The following is a 22,420-nucleotide window of genomic DNA, read 5'->3' on the forward strand; positions in this document are numbered from 1 at the left end:
TCCATTCCATATATGTAGGATTACAAATCGTATTTAAACTATCTGGAGAATGAGATGAGTGATGAACTGTATCTGGTAACTGGCGCCACCGGCGCCACCGGTCGGAGCGCTATCGACCATCTGTTGTCGAAGGGAGCAAAGGTTCGGGCTTTCGTGCATAACGAGGACGACCGTGCCGCGGCATTGCGCGCCAAAGGAGTCGAGATTGTCCCAGGCGATCTTCTCGATAACGGGGCCGTTCAAAAAGCAGTGCAGGGCGTGACCGGCGCGTACTTTGTGTATCCCGTCACGCAGCCGCAACTTGTCGATGCAAGCGCCTATTTCGCACATGCCGCAATAGACGCAGGGGTGCGATCCATTGTGAACATGTCGCAGATCTCCGCAAAGATGGACGCCGTGAGCCAAGCCGCACGTTCGCATTGGTACGGAGAGCGCGTATTCGACTGGGCCGGCGTTCCCGTTACGCATCTTCGTCCCACCTTTTTTATGGAATGGCTGACGTACGGGTTTCAATTGCCGCTCATTGCTAACCACGATCTCATCAAGGTGCCGGCAGGAGAGGGGCGTCACGCGCCCATCTCAGCGGAGGACCAGGGACGCGCGATCGCCAATATCCTCCTCGACCCAACGCCGCACGCCGGCAAGATCTACCCGCTCTATGGCGCGGTGGAGATGAATCACGAAGAGCTCGCGAGCGCCGTTGGCGAGGCATTGGGCCGAAAGATTCGCTATGAACCGGAAAGCTTCGACGCATTTCGCGCACGGCTGAATGCAATCGGAATGCCGGAGCATTTCATCCAGCATATTGTCGCGGTGTATCACGACTATCAAAACGGGGTTTTCGCCGGAAGCAACGATGTGATTGAGACTTTAACGGGCAAAAAGCCCATGACGGTCGGCGAATACGTCAAAGCCAACATCAAGCTTTTTCAGCCTAAATAAAAGTAGTCCGAATTGTAGTGATGCCGGTATCTCCCACCGTTTTATGAACTGGAGTTTGATCATGTCCCAAGCAAAAAATCCGCGTGTCCATGCGGACATTCTGCCTGCGCTAGCCGCCGTCGTCGCGCCAACGAACAAGATCCTTGCGATAGGTTCGGTGACGACGAAGGGAACACCCGACGCGATAGCACCTATCCTGCCATTCGAAGTGCGAGCCACCGTTCGTAACTATCTAGCCGGCAAAATAGATCACTGGTACTTCCAGGCCGAAGGGTACGGGGTCGTCTTCATCATGAACGCGTCGAGTACCGCCGAAGCTTACGAGATTCTGGAAAAGCTGCCGCTGGGCGTGGCGGGCATGATGGAGTTTGAGCTCATCGCCCTTTCACCGTTAAAGCCGCTTGCGTTGCTGATCGGTGATCCTTCTGCAGCTTGAGGAACGTTTCGCTCAAACCCAGCATGTAAAACGGACCATGATTCATCCGCGCTAATCCTCCCTCCGGGAATTCTTCGAATGTTGCCGCAAGAAACGGGGAGTATCCGGCCGCTTACGTCGATATTGTTCCGGCAGAGAGAGGCGATCGTGCCGCTCTTCTACAACCTGTCAATGAGGAATTCACCATGTCCAGAGAAGACGACAACAAGGCGATCGTAGGCCGCTGGTTCACCGATTTCTGGGGCAAGACCTGCAACCTCGGCATTGTCGACGAACTCGCTGCACCCGACATGCTTCTACGTTACTCGCTGCATGAACCGCGCCGTGGCCGCGAGGATATCAAGGCATTCATGAACGGCTTTCGCGAAGCGTTTCCCGACCTTAACTTCTGGGGCGCTGCTGATCTTATCGCCGAGGGGGACTATGTAGTCGGACGTTGGGAGGGTGGCGGCACGCACACGGGCCCGGCATTCAGCGATTTTCTGGTTGGATCGTTGCCGGCTGCGACGGGCAGAAAAATGCGCTTCACCGGCACGACCGTGCTTCGTCTCAAAGATGGGAGGATTGTTGAGGAAATTGGCCTGGACGATGGCGTGACCGCTCTGCAACAACTCGGGCTCCTTAAGGCAGCGTGACCGAGGGCGCGGCGTTGCCGGAAACGTTTGGCGACGCCGCGTACTTCTAACCTTCTTCACTTGAACGAGCGGTCATGCTGCCTGTAGCGCAATAAGGGAAGCCTGATTATTCAGGAAAGCAAACTATTGGCTGAATCGGTTTCTACTCCTTGCATCGCCGTCGTATCCTTGCTTAGTACCTCGGTAAGTGCGAATCGCAACAGGTCGATAGCCCGCATCAGCCTCGCGGGGACGGAGCCGTGGATGAACCACACATCGACTCCCGTTCGAAAATCTGTCGTCTCTATGACCTGGAGCGCCGGGCGGTGCGCCGTGCGTTCCAGCATGTCCGGGGTGACAAGCCCAATGCCGAGTCCACGCGCGACCAGCGACAATTGCAGCTCGGAACCAAATGCTTCAACGGCGACATTGAATGGCATTCCCGCTGCTTCCAACGCGCGTCTTAACACCGAGCGCATCCCGCAGCCATCCTGATTCAGCACCCATTCGTAACGCGCGAGATCCGCCAGTGTCACCGGCGTATCAGGCAGACCCAGGGTGCGCGCCGCGACGATCACAGTCGGCAGGAAAGCGAGGCGCGTCCCATTCAACGTCTCGGGTGGGGCGAAGCCGGACGGCATCAATACGATCGATGCATCGAGCATCGCCCGTTCCACACTCTGTATCAAAGCCGGCGACCACCCCGCTGTTACGCGCAGCGTAAGCCGGGGAAAGGCGCCGCGCAGAAGATCGACTGGCTTTTCGAGCCCGACTTCCGCCAGAAACGGCGGCATGCCGATTCTCAACTCACCGGACGGCTCGCTTTCGGGAGAGGCCACTACGAGCAGATCGTCCACTGCGCGTAACACGGTGCGCGCGAGCGCGTACACCTCGTTGCCGGCAGCGGTCGGCTTGAGCGGCTTGCTCTGGCGATCGAGTAATTCCACACCCAGCATGGTTTCAAGGTTTTGCACGCGCCGCGTCAGTCCCGGCTGCGTGAGATGGAGTTTTTCGGCCGCACGCACCATCGACCCGCTGTCGACGACTGCCACGAACGCCTGTAGATCGCGTGTATTCAAGCAAGTGCTCCGACTGGGTCGAGTTCTAACGTGCGAAATTTATTCCGCATAATCATTATCAACATATTTCAATTGTCGCATATTAGATGCATCACTAGGATGGCTTCTCAGCCCTATCTTGAGAATCCGTTCGATGATCCCATCCGCAGAAAGTCCCGCCCGTGCTATCGCCACGCAGGACGCCGACAGTCCGCGCAGACTCACTGGGCCGCTGACGGTGTTCTTCGCGACGGCAGTCGGTGTGATTGTGATGAACCTGTTTGCCGCGCAAACGCTGACCGGTGCGATCAGCCGCAGCTTGCATCTCGCCCCCGAGTTCGCCGGCCTCGCCGCGATGCTGCCGCAGCTCGGCTATGCGGTCGGCCTGGTGCTGCTCGTGCCGTTGTGTGACCTGCTGGAGAACCGTCGGCTAATCGTGCGCACACTGGTACTCGGCGCAGGTTTTCTCGCGATAGCGATGCTCACCGAGTCGCGCGTTTTGTTTTTGATCGCTGTATTCCTGGCCGGTGCGGCATCGAGCGTGATCCAGATGCTCGTGCCCATGGCCGCTTCGATGGCGCCCGAAAGTCATCGTGGACGTGCAGTCGGCAACGTGATGAGCGGATTGATGCTCGGCATTTTGTTGTCGCGTCCGGCGGCGAGCCTGATTGCCGGGTCGGTGGGCTGGCGTGCCTTCTACGGTCTTGCCGCGGTGATTAATGCGCTGCTTGCGATCGTCCTGTACGTGAAGTTGCCTGTGCGCATGCCGCTGAACCCGACGCGTTATCCGGCGCTTTTGTACTCGCTCTGGACGCTGTTGCGCACCGAGCCTGTGTTGCAACGCAATGCTGCATCGGCGGCGTTGGTGATGGGCGGGTTCAGCGCGTTCTGGACTGCGATCAGCCTGCGTCTCGTGCAGCCGCCGTTCAGCTTCGATATGAAGGGCATCGCGCTCTTCGCGCTCGCCGGCGCCGCCGGTGCAGTCGTGACGCCGCTTGCCGGCCGCGCGGGCGACCGCGGATGGGATCGCAAGAGTTTGCTTGCCGGCCACCTGACGATGCTTATTGCGCTCGTAGCAATCGGTGTGGCAGGCGCGGGCTGGGGAGGCTTTTCAGCGAGCGCCCATCCTGTCCTGGCGGTTGCGATGCTCGTCGCGGGGGCGGCTGCGCTCGACGCAGGTGTCGTCACTGACCAGACCTTGGGGCGAAGGGCGATCAACCTGATGGACGCCGCCGCGCGCGGGAGGCTGAACGGTTTGTTCGTCGGCGTGTTTTTTGTCGGCGGCGCATTGGGTGCCGCAATGTCCGGCGCTGCATGGGCGATCGCGGGGTGGTCTGGTGTCTGCGTGGTGGGATTCGTTTTCACCGCCCTCGCTTTTGTTCTCCGGTTGATTAGGTAAGCTGAGCATGGTCCAAACGAGGGCGCTTGACAGGCCAATGAACGTTGGTTGAAATGGGATGTGCGGTCCAAACCTCGTTGAGTCCGCTAAATAATAAAAGACGTCCCAAGATGACGAAGCTTTCAATCCTGCAAAGCAGGACCGCAATGCTGTCGCTCGTGCTGGCGTTCAGCGCCGCCCTATCAGCTTCCGTATTCGCGCAAGTCCAAACCTCACTGCAAGCCGACGCATCCTTAGTGAAAGTATTCGCGCCGAGCGGTACGCTGCGCGCATCGATCAACCTAGGGAATCCGGTGCTGGCGAGCATCGATCCAGCGAGCGGCAAGGCGGTCGGTGTATCGGTCGATCTCGCCACCGAACTCGCCCGGCGTCTCGATGTGCCAATACAACTGGTGGTGGTTAAATCGGCCGGTGCATCCGTGGATAACGTCAATCAGGACAAGGCCGACGTCGGTTTCTTTGCTGTCGATCCCAAGCGCGGACAAGAAATCAGTTTCACGAAACCGTATGTGCTGATCGAAGGCTTTTACCTGGTGCGCGACACGTCGCCGATCACCACCAACGATCAAGTCGATCAACCGGGCGTGACGGTCGCCGTCGGCAAGGACAGTGCATACGATCTGTTCCTCACACGCGCATTGCATCGCGCGAAGATCGTGCGAATCCCGACGTCCCCCGCCGTGGTGCAAGATTTTCTGGGTCAGCATCTTGACGTTGCCGCAGGCGTCAAGCAACAGCTTGAAAGAGATGCCGCGAAGGCCGGCGGGTTGCGGATTCTCGATCAACGTTTCATGGTGATCCGACAAGCGATGGGAGTGCCCAAAGCGAAGGGCGATGAAGCGGCTGCGTATCTGTCTGCGTTTGTCGAGAACATGAAAGCATCGGGCTTTGTCGCAGCATCCCTGGCGCGCCATCGAATTTCGGGCGCGATCGTTGCGAAAGACAACGACTAGCCGGTGGCGTATGCGCACTTATAGCGTTGCCGGGTGCGGTGAAACAGTCATGTGGACTGGAGGCCGAATTCCATCCCATGCATGCAAGGAATTCAAAGAATCATTCACCGATAGAACCATCACGCCTTAAGGCTGGGCAACACGAAATGGCGCAGCACTTCGTCGGGCGCTTGCCAGTCTTTCGGATCGTTGTAATTTCCGGCTGTGACAACCACCACGAGTTCGCGCGCCGGAATGATGGCCAGCAACTGGCCGCCGTTGCCGAAAGCCATCACATAGTGCTCGCCCCGAATTCCGCCCTTGCTCGGATACGCGATCTGACCGACCCGCCACAGGTAACCATATGACTGTCCGTCACGCACGGTAGCAGCGGGCGTGAAGCTCGCATCCAGCCAAGCCGCGGGCACGATCGTCCTGCTTTCCCATTGGCCGCGTGAAAGCACCAGTTGTCCGATACGTGCAAGTTCACGCGGCGTCAGACGTAACCCGGACGCGGCAATCGCTTCGCCATGCGTACCTTTCGCCCATGAGAATTTGTCGATGCCAAGTGGCTCGAACAGCGCCGAGCGCGCGTAGTCCGCGAGCGCTTGCCCAGTGCCCTTCTCGATCAGGCGGCCGATCAGCGCGACAGCTCCGCCGCTATAGGTCCAGACTTCGCCCGGTGCGGCGACAATCGGCCGTTCGAGCACGTAGCGGTAACGATCGGGCGCCGCGTCCATCGCCGACTCACTGTTAGCCGGATCTTTATACGAAAGTTGTTCGTTCCATTGCATGCCGAGCGTCATGGTCAGCGCGTTGGCGATCGTGAGATTTGCCCGTTGCGGATCGCGTGCGAGATCCGGGTATTCCGGGAACTGCGCGAGAAGCGGTGCATCGATTGGCGGAACGCGCTTGTCAGCCAGCGCGATGCCGTAGAGCAACGACACAAGGCTCTTGGTGACCGATCGCAGATCGTGCTGTGTGTCGGGTCCGAAAACGATCTCCCCGGCCGCTTCTCCGCGGGTTTCATCGAGACCAGAGAAATAGCGTTCGAAGGCTATGTGCCCTTGATAAAGCACCAGGACGCTGTGCAGGTTGGGCAGCGAAGCCGTGGCGCGAAATGCATCGAAGCGGGCGTCGAGATCGGGTGCGAAACCGGAAGTCATGGGAGTTGGGGTTCCCGTTGCCAACGAAGCGGCTTGGGCGAATAGCGGCATCTGGCTCGCTATGAATGCAGCGCCGGCGAGTTTGAAGATATCGCGCCGGCTGAAAGAGTTGATCATGAACATCTCCTTGAAGGCCCTGGCGTGCGATGCCGCTAAGGCGTGTTCTCGATACGGCCACTACCCGATATGTTCGAATGCAACTGCGCTGGACGGCCGTGCAACTTCACGACACCGCTGCCGCGCATCTCGATGTCAGCGTTGTCCTGCGCCGTGACCTGCACTTCACCGCTGCCATGAACCACGATCTTCGCTGACCTGGCTGTGAGGCCTTGCAGTTCCGCTTCGCCCGAACCTGCAACATTGAGCGCAACAACCTGCACGGCACCGCTCGCGACAACATGGCCGCTCCCCATGATGCGCAGTTGCAGCTTCTGCTGGTCGATACCCGACAGAGCAAGGTCGCTACTCCCTATGATTCCCCACGTTTCGATGGGCGGTCCCTTCAGCCGAACCGAGAGTGGCGTGACTTGCGAGCCTTGGGAACAACCGAGTTCGTTGTCGAAACCGAGCTTGCCATCGGCAATGTGAACGTGGCTGACGACGGCGGGATCGCCCGTCACGGTCGCCTCTGCTTTGGGGCCGGGCTGATAGCTGACGGAGGCCGGCAGATCGATATCGATACGGTTGTTTGCCTCGAACGGGAACGTAACGGAGGCCGGCGAAGTGCCCGCCGCGTTCGCCGCGTTGACGCTGCTTGCTCCGCGTCCGCTTGCGGACGACCCGTCGAACCGGTTCATCCATGTTGGACCACAACGCCATCCGCCATTGCTCCACCAGGACGCACTGCCGGCCCGATGCGATCCTGCGAGCGAACTGCCGAGCGTGAGGACAGCACCGAGAGCAATGACGACGATCAATCCCGTGACTACAAGCACGGCCGATTTTTTAGCCGGCTTCCGCTCCTGCGCTGCACCGTCTTCGCCTGGAACTCGCGTGCGGTCCTGTTCGGGCTCGAGCAAGTGGTAATGCATCCGCATGTAGCGTCCGAGCATTCGCACGCCGGCGCCAAGTCCCATCAACAGCAGTGAGCCGCCGACGACAAGGCAGGCAATCAGCCCGATGCCGACCACGAAGCGCACCACTCCGCCAACGAACGAGCCGCCGTGAGCCAGGAATACGACCGTGAAGATCATGTGCGCGCCGACAGCGCCGAGCGCCACGAGGCCGATGCCAATGCCGAGGGCGACGGCTGCCACGATGAGCAGCAGCGGCATCAGGAAAAAGATATCGACCGCCGCGAGGCCCGCGAGCGCAAGCATGGCCGTGATGAGATTGGCAACGCTGCGATGGGCCTCGTATCGACGCAAGCCGGTTTCGGCGCGAAGCTCGCGGGCTAGCCGAGACGGATCGCCGAGCGCTTCGGCGACTTCTGCCTCACTGCGACCCGACGCGCGCGCCTCGGCGAAATGCGCTTCGTAGTCGGCGATGATCTCGTCGACCTCTTCCTTTGACAGGCCGGCGAGCCCGGCGCGCAGCGTGCGCAAGAATGCTTCACTGTTCACGGCTGAGCTCCAAGAAGTTGATCGACTGCCGCCACGAAAGACCGCCAGTCACGCCGATGCGCCTCGAGCGCGTCCTGACCCAATGGCGTGAGCCGATAATATTTGCGCGAAGGTCCGCTACTCGATTCGACCAGACGCGTGGCGACCAGCCCGTCGTTCTGCATGCGGCGCATCAGCGGATAGATCGTGCCTTCGCCCATGCCGACGGCGCTGGCGAGCGTGCTGGCGATCTCGTAGCCATAGCTCTCTCCCCGCGCCAGCAACGCCAGCACGCAGAGATCGAGCGCGCCTTTCTTCAGTTGAACCTGGATCGATTCGGTCATGTGCGAACTCAGTGATTAGGATAAACATATAACACGCTACCTGTTTATGCAAGGTAGATGGGTCCATATTTTTCGGAGAGGGGATCACGTGTTTCGGTAAGCGTAAACTGGCGTGGAAGGTAGCCGTAATGAAGTCGCGAAGTCGCGAAGTCGCGAACTCGCGAGGCCGCGCGCTATGTCCGGAGTGGATTTATCCGTGCGCGAGCACGGTTCGATGGGTCCGCGAAATCTAAGGTCGCGCTAATGCAACGCTAACGTGCATTGCATCACGACGGCCGTTCAACGCACCTTGCCGAACCGGCGAGATTGTCGGAGCGCGGTCCGGAAGTAGGCGGCGTCGCCACGAGTTGCCGATGGCACGGCAATCTCGCGCGCGAGCGTAGGAAGGGCCGTCCACGGCAACGTGGGGTGCCGATGATGCAACTGATGCAGATGGTGATTCATCAGCACTGCGTGCCAGATCCGGGGCGCGCGGAAGTTGCGTGCGCGCTCAGGCTCGTCGAGCGCAACATCGTAATGCGGCAGGTTGTCCGCTATCGATAGCCACACGCCGCGCAGATGCATCGTCATGGCAAGAGTTGGCCACCATGCGCCGTATAGATAAAACGCGCCCACGTGCAGCGCGAGCGACAGCAGCCAGTCGCGCCGGATGCGGCTACGCCGTGCCGGATCGCCGGCAAATCCGACGAACAGGCGCTGGACATTAGCGCGGCTATCGATAGCGGAATGCCTGGGTGTTCGCTGAGTTCGCGCTGCCGCGAATGCTTTCGTTTCTGTCTTGGCGGATACCTCTGGGTCCATCTTTTCTCCGTCGACACACCATGTCGCCGCAGAACTTAACAACACCTCGTGACAGTCTGAAGAATCGTTCGTGCGCCGGTAATCTCCGGTAAGCAATGCAGACAAAGACATCGCAAGATCGGCTAATCGCCTCCTACCGCCGCGCTGCATCCTTCCGCAACTCTTCACTGCTGCCCGGTAATTCATTTGCTAAACTGGATCGAGACCCGGACCTGTTTGGCGTTTGGTTTAACAGCTTCACTTCCCCGCATTCAACACCGGTCCGTGCTTGAGAAAGAACGGCTTTCCGGGCACTGTTCTGCAAGCACGCGTTGTCGCCAAAACGCCAAGTCACGCCTGCTAATGAAGCGGTACTTTAGATTTCCTTAATGACTTTGCTTTTCGCGACTTAACGGGCCGCAGTGTAAGCAGTTCATGAAACAGCGGGGGCATTCCGCCATCAAATCTGCTCACCGATTTAACGACTCGAGTACGTCGATGCTTTTTCTGTTCATGGACCTCGCTCACGACTGCACGCGTGAGGCGCGGGTCCCCCATCGCAGGGCTTGAAATTGCGGAGGTGTGACCATGCTTGAGTCTTCCGGTTTCCGGAGCAAAAAGATTGCACTTAGTCACGGACGCGGCCATATGCCCGCGCTCGGATTCGGCACGCTGATTCCCGATCCGGCGACAACCATCAGTGCGACCAAGGACGCGCTGGAAGCGGGTTATCGACACTTTGATTGCGCCGAGCGATACCGCAACGAGCGCGAGGTGGGTGAAGCGCTGCGGATAGGGCTTGCTGCGGGCGGGATCGCGCGCGAAGACATCTTCGTGACCACGAAATTATGGAACTCCAATCATCGGCCGGAACGTGTTGGACCGGCGTTCGATGCAAGTCTTGAAAGGCTCAGGCTCGACTATCTTGATCTCTATCTGATACACACTCCGTTTGCATTTCAACCCGGCGATGAGCAGGACCCGCGCGATGAAAACGGCGATGTCATCTACGACAAAGGCGTGACATTGCAAGACACGTGGCGGGCGATGGAAGATCTCGTCGACCAGGGAAGATGCGGGGCGATTGGCCTGTCCGATATTGGCCTGGACGAATTGCGGCCTCTCTATGAATCGGCACGCATCAAGCCGGCGGCGGTGCAAGTAGAAGCCCATCCGTATCTTCCAGAAACGGAACTTCTGGAATTCTGCAAAGAGCACGAAATAGTGTTCCTGGCCTTTGCGCCATTGGGTCACGGAATCAGGCCGGGACCGCTTGAGGAACCGGTCGTCACGCGTGTCGCTGCGCGACTTGGTAAGACGCCAGCACAGGTATTGCTTGCCTGGGCAATTCAGCGGGGCGGGGCTTTGCTCACAACGCCTAAAACCGCAGCCCGCGCACGGGAGAATTTCGATACCTCCGCGCTTCCGGCAGACGCGTTCGACGAGGTCAACCGGATTGAGACACGGCAGCGTTACAACGAAGTGGTCAAGACGGGCAGCCCCGGTTTTATTCCGCAACCTGCTCAATAGAGGTACCTCGAGATAGACCTGAACGGTATCCGGAGACGCTCATGCAGGAAGAGAAAATACGTGAAGCGCTGAATGCGCATTGGCAAGCGTCGGCGGACGGCGATCTCGACGCGGAACATGATATCTACGATGACGACGCCATCTGTGACTATCCCCAATCTGGTGAGCGAATCATTGGGCGAAAAAATTTGCAGGCACTGCGCGGTCATCATCCTGACAAGCCTTCAGGTTTCAACGTCAGGCGAATCCAAGGCGAAGGCCGCCTCTGGATCACGGAATACACGATCACCTATGCGGGGCAAGCAACTTTCACGGTAAGCATCATGGAGTTCTGCAACGGCAAGGTCATTCACGAGACTCAGTATTTTTCGGATCCTTTTGAAGCACCGGGCTGGCGGAGTCAATGGGTTGAGCAGATCGCCTGACGTGACTCGACATTGCTTTAGATAACCAATGCTCGACAGCAGTCATTGGTCATAGTCTGCTGAATAATAAGGATCACGAACTGATGCGTTTGAGAACGCGACAAAGCCACTTTCGTCGCGAGTATCGACTGCTATTCGCCGTTGCATCCGTACTGACGTATTCGGGCGCGGCTTCGGCAGAAGGTCCTGGCGCGAATCTGCCCAACACCGATACGAGCGGCTTTGCGATCCTGAGCAACGCCACGAACGTTACACACTGGGGACTTGGCGGCGGGGCGGCTTTTGAGCAGTCACCTTACAAAGGTTATGGCACGCACATAACGCCGGTTCCGTTTTTCTTCTTCGACGATAAATGGATACATGCAATTGGTACAACGCTTGATCTGAAGGTCGGAAATTGGGGCGGTGTGGCGTTCACACTGCGTGGAAATTACGCGATCGCAGATGGCTACAAGGGCTCTGACGCACCCATACTCAACGGGATGCAGACCCGGCGCGCCGCATTCTGGCTAGGCCCCGCGTTCAAATGGACGACGCCATACGGCGACCTGTCGGGTGACTACCTGACAGGCGGAAACAAAGGACAGAAGGCGGATATCGCGTTCGGCAAGACCTTGAATTATGGTAACTTCTCCATAGAACCGCACGTTGGCACCACTTGGCTCAACGGCAATTATGTTGACTATTACTATGGCGTAAGGACGTCCGAGGCGCGAGCCGGACGACCTGCCTACACCGGCACATCCGCCTACACAGAAACAGTCGGCGCCAAGTTCGACTATCGCGTAACGCGCAACCAGCTCTTAAGCTTTGATCTGGGCGTCGCCTACCTGAGCAGCGGAATTACTGACAGCCCTATCGTTGGCAGGCGATTCATTCCTGAAGCCAAGGTGGCTTATCTCTATCAATTCAAATAAACCGGCCATATGTCGCGAATTGCCCTGATCGAGGATCATGCCCGACTGGCGGACATGATCCGGCAATCGTTGTTGGCTGCCGGAATCGAAACCGATATCTTCAGCAATCTTTCTGAAGCAGCCTATGGCTTAAGCCATGGCGACTATTCGGTAATGATCTTTGACCGCGGGCTGCCTGATGGCGACGGGTTGCATTTTCTGCGCACCCTGCGTGCTGCCGGAACCATGACTCCGTGCTTGATGTTGACCGCGCGCGATGCGTTGCACGACCGGATAGAAGGGCTCGAGACCGGCGCGGACGACTACGTCACGAAGCCATTTGAAATGAGTGAGCTGGTAGCACGCGTTCGAACGCTGATGCGCAGGCCGGCCGAAATGACAACGCTGATTCTGAGCTTTGCAGATATCGCCATTGATCCGCAGCAACATGCCATGCGATGCGGCGAGGAGTCCATCCCGCTTGCGCCCGCTGAATTGCAGATCATGTCTGTTTTATTGAAAGCCGGCGGCCGGACAGTGCGCCATGCGTCGCTTGAGCATGCGGGATGGGGTATGGGCGACGCAGTCACCCCCAACGCGCTTGAAGTGACTATTCACCGGCTGCGAAAGAAGCTGCTTGCGGTGGGCGCGACTGCACGGCTCGGGAACATCAGGGGCGCAGGTTTCGCCGTCCAGCCGCTTGAGTGTCCGCCTTTGCAGACTGACGAAGGGCAACGCGATGAAGGGCAGCAATGAAGCGGCTTATCCTCGTCGTAGACAATGACCCTGGATGTCGCGATGTTTTGCGCAACGCCTTGCAGGCCGATGGTTACGAAGCCGCGGTTCTATATGACGCAAGCAAGGTGGCTCGCCGGATCAAAGAGGAGCGGCCCGCGCTGATCCTGATGGCCAGCGGTTCGTCCGGACGCGGCGGTTTGCCTGCGCTTCGAGCACTTCAGGCGTTGAGAATCGATCAGGATGACATGCCAATTATCATGCTTGGTGAACGCGACGACGCGATCGAACGTATTGTCGCGCTCGAGTGTGGTGCTGACGATTTTATTTCCAAGCCGTTCAACGTGCACGAAGTGTTACTGAGAATTCGTACCGTGCTGCGACGAGTTGGGGAGCATCATTTTCAGGACCCTACGTACCGGACGCCTTTTTCGTTTGGCGGGTTCAAGCTGGATTACGGGCTGCGATCGCTCACTTATCTTGATGATCCAGTTTCGCTGACCCAGCATGAATACGCCATACTCGCGCTGTTTTCAACAGCGCCGGGCAGGATATTCTCGAAAGCCGCCATTGCTCAAAGCATGCATTCCGACTCGGCGAGCGCTTGCACCAACGTCGGCGTCTGGGTGCATCGGCTGCGTGAGCGGATCAGGCAGATAGTGGGTGCATGTGAGTTCATAGAAACCTTTCGCGGTCATGGGTACGTCTTTCGTCCCGAGCTTCATACTGCGTCGCAACGCCCGCGAATAGAGGCTGATCTGTTAGCCGCAAGCGGTCACGGCGCGGGATGACTTACGAAGACCGGTAGCGTCACACGGACGGAGCGCGAAGGGTGCATCCCCTGGTGGGCGCTCATATCGCGCAACTCTATCCTTGATCGCGGTCGATCAAGTTACACGGATAGCATCATCATGTTCAGCTATTGGATCAGAAGCCTCTCGGCGCGTTTATGGATCACCAGCGTAGCGGCGTTGGCGATGTGTCTTGCCGTCATCGCTGCAATCGTGCTCTATGCATTTAATCACTTGCCACCCGACAGGTTCCGGATGGGCGAGAGCGTAAGAAGCGCCCACATGTTAGCTTCCAAGTTGCGCTTTGACGAGTCGGGGCGACCGGTCTCGGTAGTCCTTGATGAGCGGGCGACGTGGCTCTTCGACTTCGCACCGACGGAGTTGTGGTACCGGGCGCTCGATGCTTCGGGACACGTGCTTTTTGCATCCGGCGGCGCGCTGAACGTTCCGTCCCCGGATGCTGGTGATTTGACACGATCTCTCGGTGTCATGAAACGCGTGACTATCAAGGACAAGCCCTTTGACGTTGTGACTCTGGAGATTACGCGCGGCCAGACACCCTATTTCTTGCAGAGCGCGGCGAGCGTGGCGTTCAATAAAGCTGTGCTTGGCGAACGGATCGAGCCGATTCCGGAGGTCGTGAGCTATACCTTGCTGATCACCACCATCATCTTCGGCCTGACCTTGACGTTCACGGTTCGGCGTGTGCTGCGGCCTTTGCGCGTGGCATCGGATTCCGCCGCTTCAATCACGCCGCAGAACCTTCGCATGCGGCTTTCCATCAAGGGCGTTCCCAGTGAAATTAAGCCCATTCTTATCGCGTTCAATGACGCCTTGGCGCGCCTCGAAAATGGGTTCGCTGTACAACAACAATTTCTTGCCTCGGCCGCTCATGAACTTCAAACGCCGCTCACGTTGATAAGAGGACAGATCGAGTTGCAACCCGAGGTTGAGAACAAGGAGTTGTTATTTCGAGAAATCGATTTGATGGCGCGGCAGGTCCGGCAACTTCTGCACCTTGCTGAAGTAAGCGAATCTCAGAACTTTGAGTTTGGTGAGGTCGACAAGGTCGATGTTGCCGAGGATGTTGTGGAATATCTGGCGCGCAAGGCAGACAAGAAGCAGGTGAAGTTGCATGTTGACGCGCCTGTCATTCCCCCGACAATCCGGGCTGACAGGAGTGCGCTTTTCATCTTGCTGAAAAACATAGTTGAAAACGCAATCAATGCTACGCCTTCGAATGGTTCCGTCATTGTTTCAGTCGATGAAACGACCATCTGCGTTCAGGATGAGGGGGCTGGCGTTAGTCCTGAACATCTGCCGTTTTTGTTTGAGCGCTTTTGGCGCGCGCCCGATGCGCAACACGACGGCGCCGGGTTGGGTCTTTCGATCTGCAAAGAGATTGCGCTGGCGCATAATTGGCAGTTGTCTGTCAGGACGTTGGCGTCGGGCACGCAGTTTATTGTTTCTTTTTAAGGTTGTTTCTGTTTGGTGTGCGGGTTTTGGGTGGGGGTTGGGTTGGGGCTAGGTTCTGGCGTTAGCGGTCTGGTTCTTTGCTGGGTTGCATGGGTTCTGCGTTAGCGGTCGGATTCATTGCCGGGTTGCTGCTCTTTAGGTCTTCGCGGGTTTTATGTTGGCTGATTTCTTTATCACTATTAGCCACTGTGCGTGGCGGCACGTCATTTCTTTGTCCAAAGCGACAAAGAAACGAAGCAAAGAAAACGCTTTCACCGCTCTACCCTAAGTGTCCACAGCGTGCGGTTTCTATTCATGGGTGCCCCAAAAGCACGGTGCTCGCCAGAGCCACGGATGGTTGAAACCCTCTTTCTCGCGAATCCTGACAGTAAAACGCTTCGCCCCGTACGCTCTCGGGCTAGCACCAGTGCCAAGGAAACCCGCACGGCCTCACGCGTATTTGCCGCCGTGCTGCTTCGTGGGTTAGCTATGAGTTTGCATTGTTATTTGCCGGGTTAGGCTTTATGCATTCTGCAAATCCATTTCTTGGTGGCTTAAAGGATGGTTCGGTATGCGTACAAATTCGGTGACAGGTTTTCCGCGGATAACGCGGGGCGCTCCTTTGGGCAGGTTCAGTCGCTAGTGCTTGCCCGAGAGCGTACGGGGCGAAGCGTTTTACTGTCAGGATTCGCGAGAAGGAGGGGTTCACACATCCGTGGCTCTGGCGAGCACCGTGCTTTTGGGGTACCAATGAATAGAAACTGCACGCTGTGGACACTTAATTTTTAGAGAGGTGAAAGCGTTTTCTTTGCTTCGTTTCTTTGTCGCTTTGGACAAAGAAATGACGTGCCGCCACGCACAGTGGCTAATAGTGATAAAGAAAATAGCCAACATAAAACCCGCGAAGACCTAAAAAGCAGCAACCCGGCATTGACCCAAAACCACTAATCCCAGAACCCGTGCAACCCAGCACGGCCCCCGACCACTGACCCAAAACCCTCCCCCCAAGTGCGAACGAAAACCAACCGCCCATACAAAAAAGCCGCGCTCGTTTCCGAGGGCGGCTTTTCCAACATGGGCTTAACTGAACAACAAATCCAAACTTAGCGCTTACCAGCTATATCGATACCCAACCTGACCAAACACCCCCTGGCGATAATCGCCGCCAATATTACGCGAGTACTTTACGTTAGCGTACATCTCCGACGACTTGCTCATGCTCGTCGTGACACCCACGCCGACTTCATACCAGGTCTTCGACAGACCGCTGTTGAACGCGGCGCCATCCACTGCCGTATTCCCCGGGTTCAGGAAATCATGCAGCACGTCGGCGGTGAAGTAGGGCGTTGCTGCTCCCGTCTTCGTATCGTTCGACAAATTCGCCTTGAAGATCCGGAAGCCGGCCCGGCCACGCAACGCATTGCTCGACGTACCCGACACCGGCGAGATGCCATCGTCGAAACCGTTCAGATGCAAATACTGGTACATCAACTGAGCTTGCGGCTCAATGGCAATCGTCGTCGACCCGATCAGGAACGGCTTGCCCACTTCACCGGACAGACCCGTGCCAACGCCATTCTGCGAAGCGCCACCACCGTACACATCGCCGAACTTGTTGCGATAGTGGGTGAGTTGCGCCACGGCGTCGAAGTAGCTGCCGTCCTTCAGATACTTGGTCCAGTAACCACCAAGCGATTGCGCCTGCGTTTCGACTGAGCCGGTAGCATTCGTCAGCGTCGGATTAAGGCTACGCGCACTGTCTTCGAAGGTTGCCGACGACGAGCCGATAGTGACCGTGACACCTGCATGCGTGCTGCCGCCGGCCGGGTTCGTCGAGAGCGTCCAGTCCTTGCCGAACTGCGCGAAGAACGTGCGTTCATCGGCGGAGAAACGATCACCCGAGTCGGCGTTCAAGCTCTGTCCGCCGATACGTCCCCACACGCCGTTGCCATGTGTTCCCTGTGCATTCTCGAGGCTCGCGACATCGCCGACACGCTCATGCAGCCGGCTCATGATCGAGAAACCATAGTCCAGGTTGAGCGATGGCGTCATCGTGTAGCCGACCACGCCGGGACGGTATGCAATGACCGACGGCTGGGAAGCGGGCGTTGAACCCGGCGAACCCGCGGATACGATCGGCGTCACCGGCGTAATGACCGCGCCGGGGTCACTCGGCGTGGTGGCCGGAGGTGTTGTAGCCGGCGGCGTTGTAACCGGCGGCGTTGTAACAGGCGGTGTAGTAACCGGCGGTGTTGTGACAGGAGGCACGGTCTCAAGCGATGAACGCAAGTAGAAGTCCTCGGGACGGTTTGAGCCGCCTTGATACAACAGATACTGGTACGCCCCGGCCTGAACCGGCGCAGCCGTATGGAAGGCCGTGGCGGCAGCAGTGCCGTTCACCTGGACGATCTTGATGCCGTCACCTACGGTCAGCGCGCCCAGGCCGCTAGGACGCACCGTCACAAGCGTGCTGCCGGTCGCGTTGCCGCCAATGACGAGTTGATCGGTGAACTGGTTGGACGCTGGGCCGCCCGCGTTCATCACAGTGTTCACAATCAACTGCGCGTTGGTCCCACCCGCGTAGTTGCCGCTCACATTCAATATGTTGCCCGTCACGCCGGATGCAGCCGCCAAGTTGATCGTGGCAGTGTTGGTGAGGTCGCCGTGGATCGCGAACGTGCCGGTCGACGATGCCGAGAAAGCCGGCAATGCGTTGGCCGCGACGATCGTTCCCGAGTTGACGACGGAGCCCATTACGGTGCCGTAACCGCCGAGCGTGGCGCCTTGCGCAACGGTCGTTGTGCCCGTACCGATGCTGGCCAGGTTGTGTTGTGCATCGCCGACCGCAAGGGTGCCCGCCAGCACGTTCGTGTCGCCGTAGGTGCTGACGCCGTTCATCGTGAGGAAGCCGCTACCGAGCTTTGTCAACGAGCCGGTTCCCGTTACCCCTTGTGAGAGCGTCGATGAATACTGCTGCGTGTCGATCGTGCCGCCGTTGTCGCCGATCGAGATCGCACGCGTTGCGGCGAGGTCGAGGCTGTTGTTCAGTTGCAGCGTGCCGCCGTTGAACGTGAGACCACCCGTGGCCGCGCCCAATGCGTTATCGGCTGCAATGTTCAGCGTGCCTTGCGTGATCAGCGTGCCGCCCGAATACGTGTTGCCGCCGGTCGAAGCGGGTGCAAGGAACAATGTGCCCGCACCTGTTTTCTCGATCGCGCCCGTGCCGCTCAACAAGCCCGTGTAGGTGCCGTCGTCGGTCTGTGCAAAGCGGACCAGCCCGTTGTCGGTGATCGCGTTGGGCAGGCTCTGCGCGCGGCCTTGGAGCGTGCCGGCGGCATCGACGAGCATCTGGCCCGTGTAGGTGCTGTTATCGCCCGTCAGGATCAACGTACCGCCTGCCACTTCAGCACTTTGCACATCGACCGGGATGCCGTTGACGGTCCATGTACCCGCGTCGGTCTTCGTGAGCGTCTGGAAGTTGGCGATGTTGCCAGTCAGCGTGTCGACGCCGAGGCCGCTCAGGAACAACTTGTTATTGCCTGCGCCGCCGTCGATCGCACCCGACACCGACGAGCCGGTGTAGATGCGCATGACGTCGTCGCCGCCCGCGAAGTCGATATCGCCGAGAACTGTGCCCTTGTTGGTGAAATGGACCGGCGCGTCGGCGGTCGAACCGATCACGCTGCCGGGTGACTCGATCACACCGGTTTTGTTATTGATGACCGTGTTTGTGCCGGTAACGTTTTGGAACCAGATGGCGCGGGCATTGAGCGCCTGGATCAAACCGCTGTTGGTGATGACGTTGCCATGGCCTTGCAAGTTGACGGCCTCGGCGGTGTTCTCCGTGCCAGTGGACAGCACCTTGCCGCCGGCTTGAACGGTCAGCGAACCGTTGTCACGGAATTCGATGGTGTTCACGCCGGTGCGATAGTTGCCCCACTCTCCAACGGCGAAAGTGCTGACCGTGCCGCCCGAGCGAACCGTGATTTTGGCGTGGTCAGCGAGGCTGATCGCCGAGATTTCTTGCGTGTCAATCGTCGCGCCGTTCAGGACAGTGACTGTTCGATTGTTATTGCCCCGCGCAGGGCCTGTACCGATGGTCGTCGTCCATGGGTTCGGCGATTTTGAATTGCAAACCGTATCGAGGCCGTTCACGGCGCATGCTGCTGCCGCCGCAATGGGACTCAGGAGAAAGGGAATCAGCAGCAGTGATGGAGCAAGCGAGATCGCTCGCGAACGAACTGGATTAGACATGGACCGCCCCGTGTTTGTTTTTGTAAGCGGGCGGAATTTAACAAGCAGGCTATCTGGTGAATGTGGCTGGCCGAACAAACGAACCCGGAAACCTTACCGAGTGCTACCTGCTTTGTGCAGCATCGCGCTTTCAATAGCAGAAAGGATCTGGGTATATGTCAATTGTTGTTAAGTCGACGAAGGGCAACTGGTGAGGCAGCACGGGTTCGTCAAGGGAGAGCGCCAGCGGTTTAGTGTCGCTAACTAGCTGGCTCGCGTGCTTGTGGGCGTGCGGGACATAGCAAAAACCGCTCTTGAGTTATGAGCGCTGGCGAACACGCAGCGCGGAAACGAACGGGCAGAATCGCTTGCGCGTGCTTAAGCCGCGCGTTGAATCTTACTTGCCTGTCTGCATTTGCTTGAGGAAATCGTGCTGAAAAATGCACATGCGATACGCATTGTGATAGCGTCCGTTGCCGAAAAACTCTTCGATCAGTTCCGCTTCCTGTTTGAAGCCGCACTTCTCGTAGACGTGAATGGCTGACTGATTCGACACATCGACGATCAGATAAAGCTTGCGCAGATTGAGCACGGAAAACGCGTAGTCCGTTGCGAGCAAGGTTGCGTTGGTTGCGTACCCTTGGCCTTGAGCGCCGGGCGCAATGATGATCTGGAACTCGCCGCGCCTATGGATGTAATCAAGCTCGATCAATTCTGCGAGCCCCACCGTTTCGCCCGCCTTGTCGACAGCGACGAAGCGGCGCTCGCGCAAATCGTGGACGTGGCGATCGTATAGCTGAGACAACTCAGAGAACGTTTCGTAGGGTTCTTCGAACCAGTAACGCATGATCTTTGCGTTGTTGTTCAGGCTGTGGACGAAGTGGAGATCGGTACGTTCGAGTGGCCGCAGCATCAGCTGATTATTCTCTTCGATGATCATGGGTAACACTCCGTGAATGATGAAATCGACCTGCAATATAACTTAAGGGTCGCGCGTCGCTCGTGACGTGTCGGCCTCAAGCAGTCCCTTAACCAATGACATCTTGCCGTGCGCCATACACTTCGAGTGCGGCGTCGTGCAGTGCTCGAAGCACGACGGTTGCCGCGGGCGACAATAGTTGCGTTTGCCGCGTGATGATGCCAAATGCGTCCATGCGGCACGGCAATTCAATCGCCAGCCGCTTGAGCGTACCGAATTCCTCGTATTGCCGCGCGACCTCTTCAGGCATGACCGCGAGCATGTCGCTTTGCAGCAAGATGCCTGAGATGGCGACAATGTTATTGGTGTTCACCACATTCTGCGGCGAACTAAGGCCGATCTGCGAAAACACCATGTCGAACCTGTGGCGCAGCACGCTGCCAGGGGGATGCAGAACCCAGCCGGCATTGACAATGTCGTGCATGGTCAGCCCGGCCGCGTGTTCGAGCGGATGCCCGGGGCGCACGACCACGCATAGCGGCTCCTCTGCAATGGGCTCGTAACGCACGGCATCCTTGAACTGGCCTTGCCGCTCGAGTACGCGGCCGATCATGATGTCGAGATGGCCTTCGGCAACCAGCGGCAGCATGACGTCTGAAGTCTCCACTTGCAGCCAGATCTGCAATTGCGGATACAACGCTTTCACGCGTGCGATAGCAAGCGGCACCATGGTCGCGGCGGCTGCGGCAATGGCGCCAATCTGTACTTGGCCCACGAGCCCGGCGCGCAACGCGGAGATTTCGTCGTGCGCCTGGTTCAGATTCGACAGCACCATGCGCGCATGCCGGATCATCACTTCACCGTACAGCGTGGCGTGCATTCCATGCGGTGTGCGGTCAAAGAGCCGCACTTCCAGCACGTCCTCCAGTTCCTTCAACAGACGCGATGCCGCGGGCTGGGTCATGCCGAGGACATCGGCGGCGCGACGGACATTGCCTTCTTCTTCCATGGCCGCGAGCAGCATCAATTGCCGCGTTTTGAGGCGCGCACGCACGAACCAGTTCGAGTAGCTTTGAGCCATCGGGTGGGCCTATGCGTGAATTGAAACGACAGTGAAAGGTTCTTTGCGTACTAGATATGCCGGCGAGTTTTTCATTGTCGGTTTGGTTTGGTGGCGAAGAAGGTTGTTGTTCTTGGGGGCGCGTGGATTCGCTATTGGAATCGGGTGAAACCCTCGCGGAGGGGGCGGCTCTGTGCGCCATGCAAGTCACATTATCGCCGCTTAGGGATAGTCGCGGGATTGGTTTCGTTCGCACTCGGGTTTGGGTGGGTTGGTTTCGGCGTTAGCGGTCAGGGTTAATGCCGGGTTGCACGGGTTTTAGGGTTAGCGGTCGGGTTCATTGCCGGGTCGCTGCTTTTCAGGTCTTCGCGGGTTTTATGTTGGCTATTTTCTTTATCACTATTAGCCACTGTGCGTGGCGGCACGTCATTTCTTTGTCCAAAGCGACAAAGAAACGAAGCAAAGAAAACGCTTTCACCTCTCTAAAAATTAAGTGTCCACAGCGTGCAGTTTCTATTCATTGGTACCCGAAAAGCACGGTGCTCGCAAGAGCCACGGATGTGTGAAACCCTCTTTCTCGCGAATCCTGACAGTAAAACGCTTCGCCCCGTACGCTCTCGGGCAAGCACCCTCGCCATAGAAACCCGCACCGCCCCACCCTTATTTGCCGCTGTGGTGCTTCGCGGGTTAGCTATCGGTTTGCAATGTTATTTGCCGGGTTATGCTTTATGCATTCTGCAGATCCATTTTTCGGTGGTTTAAAAGATGATTCGGCATGCATATAAGTTTGGAGGTTGGTTTTCCGCGGATAGCGCGGGGTGCTTCTTGGGCAGGTTCAGTCGCTAGTGCTTGCCCGAGAGCGTACGGGGCGCAGCGTTTTACTGTCAGGATTCGCGAGAAGGAGGGGTTCACACATCCGTGGCTCTGGCGAGCACCGTGCTTTTGGGGCACCCATGAATAGAAACTGCACGCTGTGGACACTTAGGGTAGAGCGGTGAAAGCGTTTTCTTTGCTTCGTTTCTTTGTCGCTTTGGACAAAGTCAGTATGACTTCCGTGGAAGTAAGGGCTGGCCCCACAGGAAGAGTTGAACCGCGCGGGTTAGCATAAAGCCAGAGCCGTAAAAGTGAGGGCGAACCGCTCACTCGAAGTGTTCATTTACAACC

General features: G+C 57.9%; 19 protein-coding genes. 11 read left to right on the forward strand and 8 right to left on the reverse strand.

From position 1 onward, the window contains the following. The first annotated feature begins 54 nt into the window (after nucleotides 1-54). The 3 genes from ACMX25_RS28755 (at nucleotide 55) to ACMX25_RS28765 (ending at nucleotide 2,013) form a co-directional block, all read left to right on the forward strand. Nucleotides 55-942 (forward strand): NmrA family NAD(P)-binding protein, encoded by an 888-nt coding sequence (locus ACMX25_RS28755; RefSeq protein ID WP_414953386.1) that lies wholly within the window; start codon nucleotides 55-57, stop codon nucleotides 940-942. Between the two features lie 61 nt (nucleotides 943-1,003). Further along, complete coding sequence (locus ACMX25_RS28760; RefSeq protein WP_414953387.1) at nucleotides 1,004-1,378, forward strand: hypothetical protein; 375 nt, start codon at nucleotides 1,004-1,006, stop codon at nucleotides 1,376-1,378. Between the two features lie 185 nt (nucleotides 1,379-1,563). After that, nucleotides 1,564-2,013 carry an ester cyclase gene (locus ACMX25_RS28765; protein ID WP_414953388.1) on the forward strand — a complete coding sequence of 150 codons (450 nt, stop codon included), beginning with the start codon at nucleotides 1,564-1,566 and terminating at the stop codon, nucleotides 2,011-2,013. 110 nt (nucleotides 2,014-2,123) lie between these two features. On the opposite strand, the gene ACMX25_RS28770 is transcribed toward ACMX25_RS28765, so the two are convergent. After that, nucleotides 2,124-3,071 carry a LysR family transcriptional regulator gene (locus ACMX25_RS28770; RefSeq protein WP_414953389.1) on the reverse strand — a complete coding sequence of 316 codons (948 nt, stop codon included), beginning with the start codon at nucleotides 3,069-3,071 and terminating at the stop codon, nucleotides 2,124-2,126. Nucleotides 3,072-3,204: 133 nt separating this feature from the next. Here ACMX25_RS28770 and ACMX25_RS28775 point away from each other — a divergent pair, with 133 nt between their 5' ends. Beyond that, nucleotides 3,205-4,449 (forward strand): MFS transporter, encoded by a 1,245-nt coding sequence (locus ACMX25_RS28775; RefSeq protein ID WP_414953390.1) that lies wholly within the window; start codon nucleotides 3,205-3,207, stop codon nucleotides 4,447-4,449. A 215-nt stretch (nucleotides 4,450-4,664) separates the two neighbouring features. Next, nucleotides 4,665-5,402 (forward strand): ABC transporter substrate-binding protein, encoded by a 738-nt coding sequence (locus tag ACMX25_RS28780; RefSeq protein WP_414953407.1) that lies wholly within the window; start codon nucleotides 4,665-4,667, stop codon nucleotides 5,400-5,402. Nucleotides 5,403-5,521: 119 nt separating this feature from the next. On the opposite strand, the gene ACMX25_RS28785 is transcribed toward ACMX25_RS28780, so the two are convergent. From ACMX25_RS28785 to ACMX25_RS28800, 4 genes are all read right to left on the reverse strand, one after another. Then, the gene (locus ACMX25_RS28785) at nucleotides 5,522-6,664 is read right to left on the reverse strand and encodes a serine hydrolase domain-containing protein (protein ID WP_414953391.1); all 1,143 of its coding nucleotides are present in this window, start codon (nucleotides 6,662-6,664) and stop codon (nucleotides 5,522-5,524) included. A 35-nt stretch (nucleotides 6,665-6,699) separates the two neighbouring features. Beyond that, entirely contained in the window at nucleotides 6,700-8,109 is a 1,410-nt protein-coding gene (locus tag ACMX25_RS28790) for a GIN domain-containing protein (protein WP_414953392.1), read from the reverse strand. Then, entirely contained in the window at nucleotides 8,106-8,420 is a 315-nt protein-coding gene (locus ACMX25_RS28795) for a PadR family transcriptional regulator (RefSeq protein ID WP_414953408.1), read from the reverse strand. The genes ACMX25_RS28790 and ACMX25_RS28795 overlap by 4 nt, the downstream gene beginning before the upstream one ends. Nucleotides 8,421-8,711: 291 nt before the next feature. After that, nucleotides 8,712-9,233, reverse strand: coding sequence for a fatty acid desaturase (locus tag ACMX25_RS28800; protein WP_414953393.1), 522 nt, complete (start codon nucleotides 9,231-9,233; stop codon nucleotides 8,712-8,714). Nucleotides 9,234-9,800: 567 nt separating this feature from the next. On the opposite strand from ACMX25_RS28800, the gene ACMX25_RS28805 reads away from it, so the two are divergent. The 6 genes from ACMX25_RS28805 (at nucleotide 9,801) to ACMX25_RS28830 (ending at nucleotide 15,065) form a co-directional block, all read left to right on the forward strand. Continuing rightward, a complete protein-coding gene (locus ACMX25_RS28805) occupies nucleotides 9,801-10,742 on the forward strand; it encodes an aldo/keto reductase (RefSeq protein WP_414953394.1) in 942 nt (313 codons plus the stop codon). Nucleotides 10,743-10,783: 41 nt separating this feature from the next. Next, nucleotides 10,784-11,167 (forward strand): nuclear transport factor 2-like protein, encoded by a 384-nt coding sequence (locus tag ACMX25_RS28810; protein ID WP_414953395.1) that lies wholly within the window; start codon nucleotides 10,784-10,786, stop codon nucleotides 11,165-11,167. An 83-nt stretch (nucleotides 11,168-11,250) separates the two neighbouring features. Beyond that, nucleotides 11,251-12,084 carry a MipA/OmpV family protein gene (locus ACMX25_RS28815; RefSeq protein WP_414953396.1) on the forward strand — a complete coding sequence of 278 codons (834 nt, stop codon included), beginning with the start codon at nucleotides 11,251-11,253 and terminating at the stop codon, nucleotides 12,082-12,084. Nucleotides 12,085-12,093: 9 nt separating this feature from the next. Further along, nucleotides 12,094-12,819, forward strand: coding sequence for a response regulator transcription factor (locus tag ACMX25_RS28820; RefSeq protein WP_414953397.1), 726 nt, complete (start codon nucleotides 12,094-12,096; stop codon nucleotides 12,817-12,819). After that, a complete protein-coding gene (locus tag ACMX25_RS28825) occupies nucleotides 12,816-13,589 on the forward strand; it encodes a response regulator transcription factor (RefSeq protein WP_414953398.1) in 774 nt (257 codons plus the stop codon). The genes ACMX25_RS28820 and ACMX25_RS28825 overlap by 4 nt, the downstream gene beginning before the upstream one ends. A 120-nt stretch (nucleotides 13,590-13,709) precedes the next feature. Then, entirely contained in the window at nucleotides 13,710-15,065 is a 1,356-nt protein-coding gene (locus ACMX25_RS28830) for a sensor histidine kinase (RefSeq protein WP_414953399.1), read from the forward strand. Between the two features lie 1,089 nt (nucleotides 15,066-16,154). Here the strand turns inward: ACMX25_RS28830 and ACMX25_RS28835 are convergent. The 3 genes from ACMX25_RS28835 to ACMX25_RS28845 form a co-directional block, all read right to left on the reverse strand. Beyond that, nucleotides 16,155-19,298 carry an autotransporter family protein gene (locus tag ACMX25_RS28835; protein WP_414953400.1) on the reverse strand — a complete coding sequence of 1,048 codons (3,144 nt, stop codon included), beginning with the start codon at nucleotides 19,296-19,298 and terminating at the stop codon, nucleotides 16,155-16,157. Nucleotides 19,299-19,674: 376 nt separating this feature from the next. Next, nucleotides 19,675-20,217, reverse strand: coding sequence for a spermidine N1-acetyltransferase (gene speG / locus ACMX25_RS28840; RefSeq protein ID WP_414953401.1), 543 nt, complete (start codon nucleotides 20,215-20,217; stop codon nucleotides 19,675-19,677). Nucleotides 20,218-20,305: 88 nt separating this feature from the next. Beyond that, nucleotides 20,306-21,277 carry a LysR family transcriptional regulator gene (locus ACMX25_RS28845; protein ID WP_414953402.1) on the reverse strand — a complete coding sequence of 324 codons (972 nt, stop codon included), beginning with the start codon at nucleotides 21,275-21,277 and terminating at the stop codon, nucleotides 20,306-20,308. Nucleotides 21,278-22,420 lie beyond the last annotated feature (1,143 nt).

Origin of the sequence: Caballeronia eucalypticola, assembly GCF_047608185.1 — a bacterium.
Classification (GTDB): domain Bacteria; phylum Pseudomonadota; class Gammaproteobacteria; order Burkholderiales; family Burkholderiaceae; genus Caballeronia.

Excerpts from the sequence above, each read along its gene's own strand:
- ACMX25_RS28755 (WP_414953386.1), top strand. The coding sequence starts at position 55 with ATGAGTGATGAACTGTATCTGGTAACTGGCGCCACCGGCGCCACCGGT.
- ACMX25_RS28760 (WP_414953387.1), top strand. The coding sequence starts at position 1,004 with ATGTCCCAAGCAAAAAATCCGCGTGTCCATGCGGACATTCTGCCTGCG.
- ACMX25_RS28765 (WP_414953388.1), top strand. The coding sequence starts at position 1,564 with ATGTCCAGAGAAGACGACAACAAGGCGATCGTAGGCCGCTGGTTCACC.
- ACMX25_RS28775 (WP_414953390.1), top strand. The coding sequence starts at position 3,205 with ATGATCCCATCCGCAGAAAGTCCCGCCCGTGCTATCGCCACGCAGGAC.
- ACMX25_RS28785 (WP_414953391.1), bottom strand. The coding sequence starts at position 6,664 with ATGATCAACTCTTTCAGCCGGCGCGATATCTTCAAACTCGCCGGCGCT.
- ACMX25_RS28800 (WP_414953393.1), bottom strand. The coding sequence starts at position 9,233 with ATGGACCCAGAGGTATCCGCCAAGACAGAAACGAAAGCATTCGCGGCA.
- ACMX25_RS28805 (WP_414953394.1), top strand. The coding sequence starts at position 9,801 with ATGCTTGAGTCTTCCGGTTTCCGGAGCAAAAAGATTGCACTTAGTCAC.
- ACMX25_RS28810 (WP_414953395.1), top strand. The coding sequence starts at position 10,784 with ATGCAGGAAGAGAAAATACGTGAAGCGCTGAATGCGCATTGGCAAGCG.
- ACMX25_RS28815 (WP_414953396.1), top strand. The coding sequence starts at position 11,251 with ATGCGTTTGAGAACGCGACAAAGCCACTTTCGTCGCGAGTATCGACTG.
- ACMX25_RS28820 (WP_414953397.1), top strand. The coding sequence starts at position 12,094 with ATGTCGCGAATTGCCCTGATCGAGGATCATGCCCGACTGGCGGACATG.
- ACMX25_RS28825 (WP_414953398.1), top strand. The coding sequence starts at position 12,816 with ATGAAGCGGCTTATCCTCGTCGTAGACAATGACCCTGGATGTCGCGAT.
- ACMX25_RS28830 (WP_414953399.1), top strand. The coding sequence starts at position 13,710 with ATGTTCAGCTATTGGATCAGAAGCCTCTCGGCGCGTTTATGGATCACC.
- ACMX25_RS28835 (WP_414953400.1), bottom strand. The coding sequence starts at position 19,298 with ATGTCTAATCCAGTTCGTTCGCGAGCGATCTCGCTTGCTCCATCACTG.
- speG (WP_414953401.1), bottom strand. The coding sequence starts at position 20,217 with ATGATCATCGAAGAGAATAATCAGCTGATGCTGCGGCCACTCGAACGT.
- ACMX25_RS28845 (WP_414953402.1), bottom strand. The coding sequence starts at position 21,277 with ATGGCTCAAAGCTACTCGAACTGGTTCGTGCGTGCGCGCCTCAAAACG.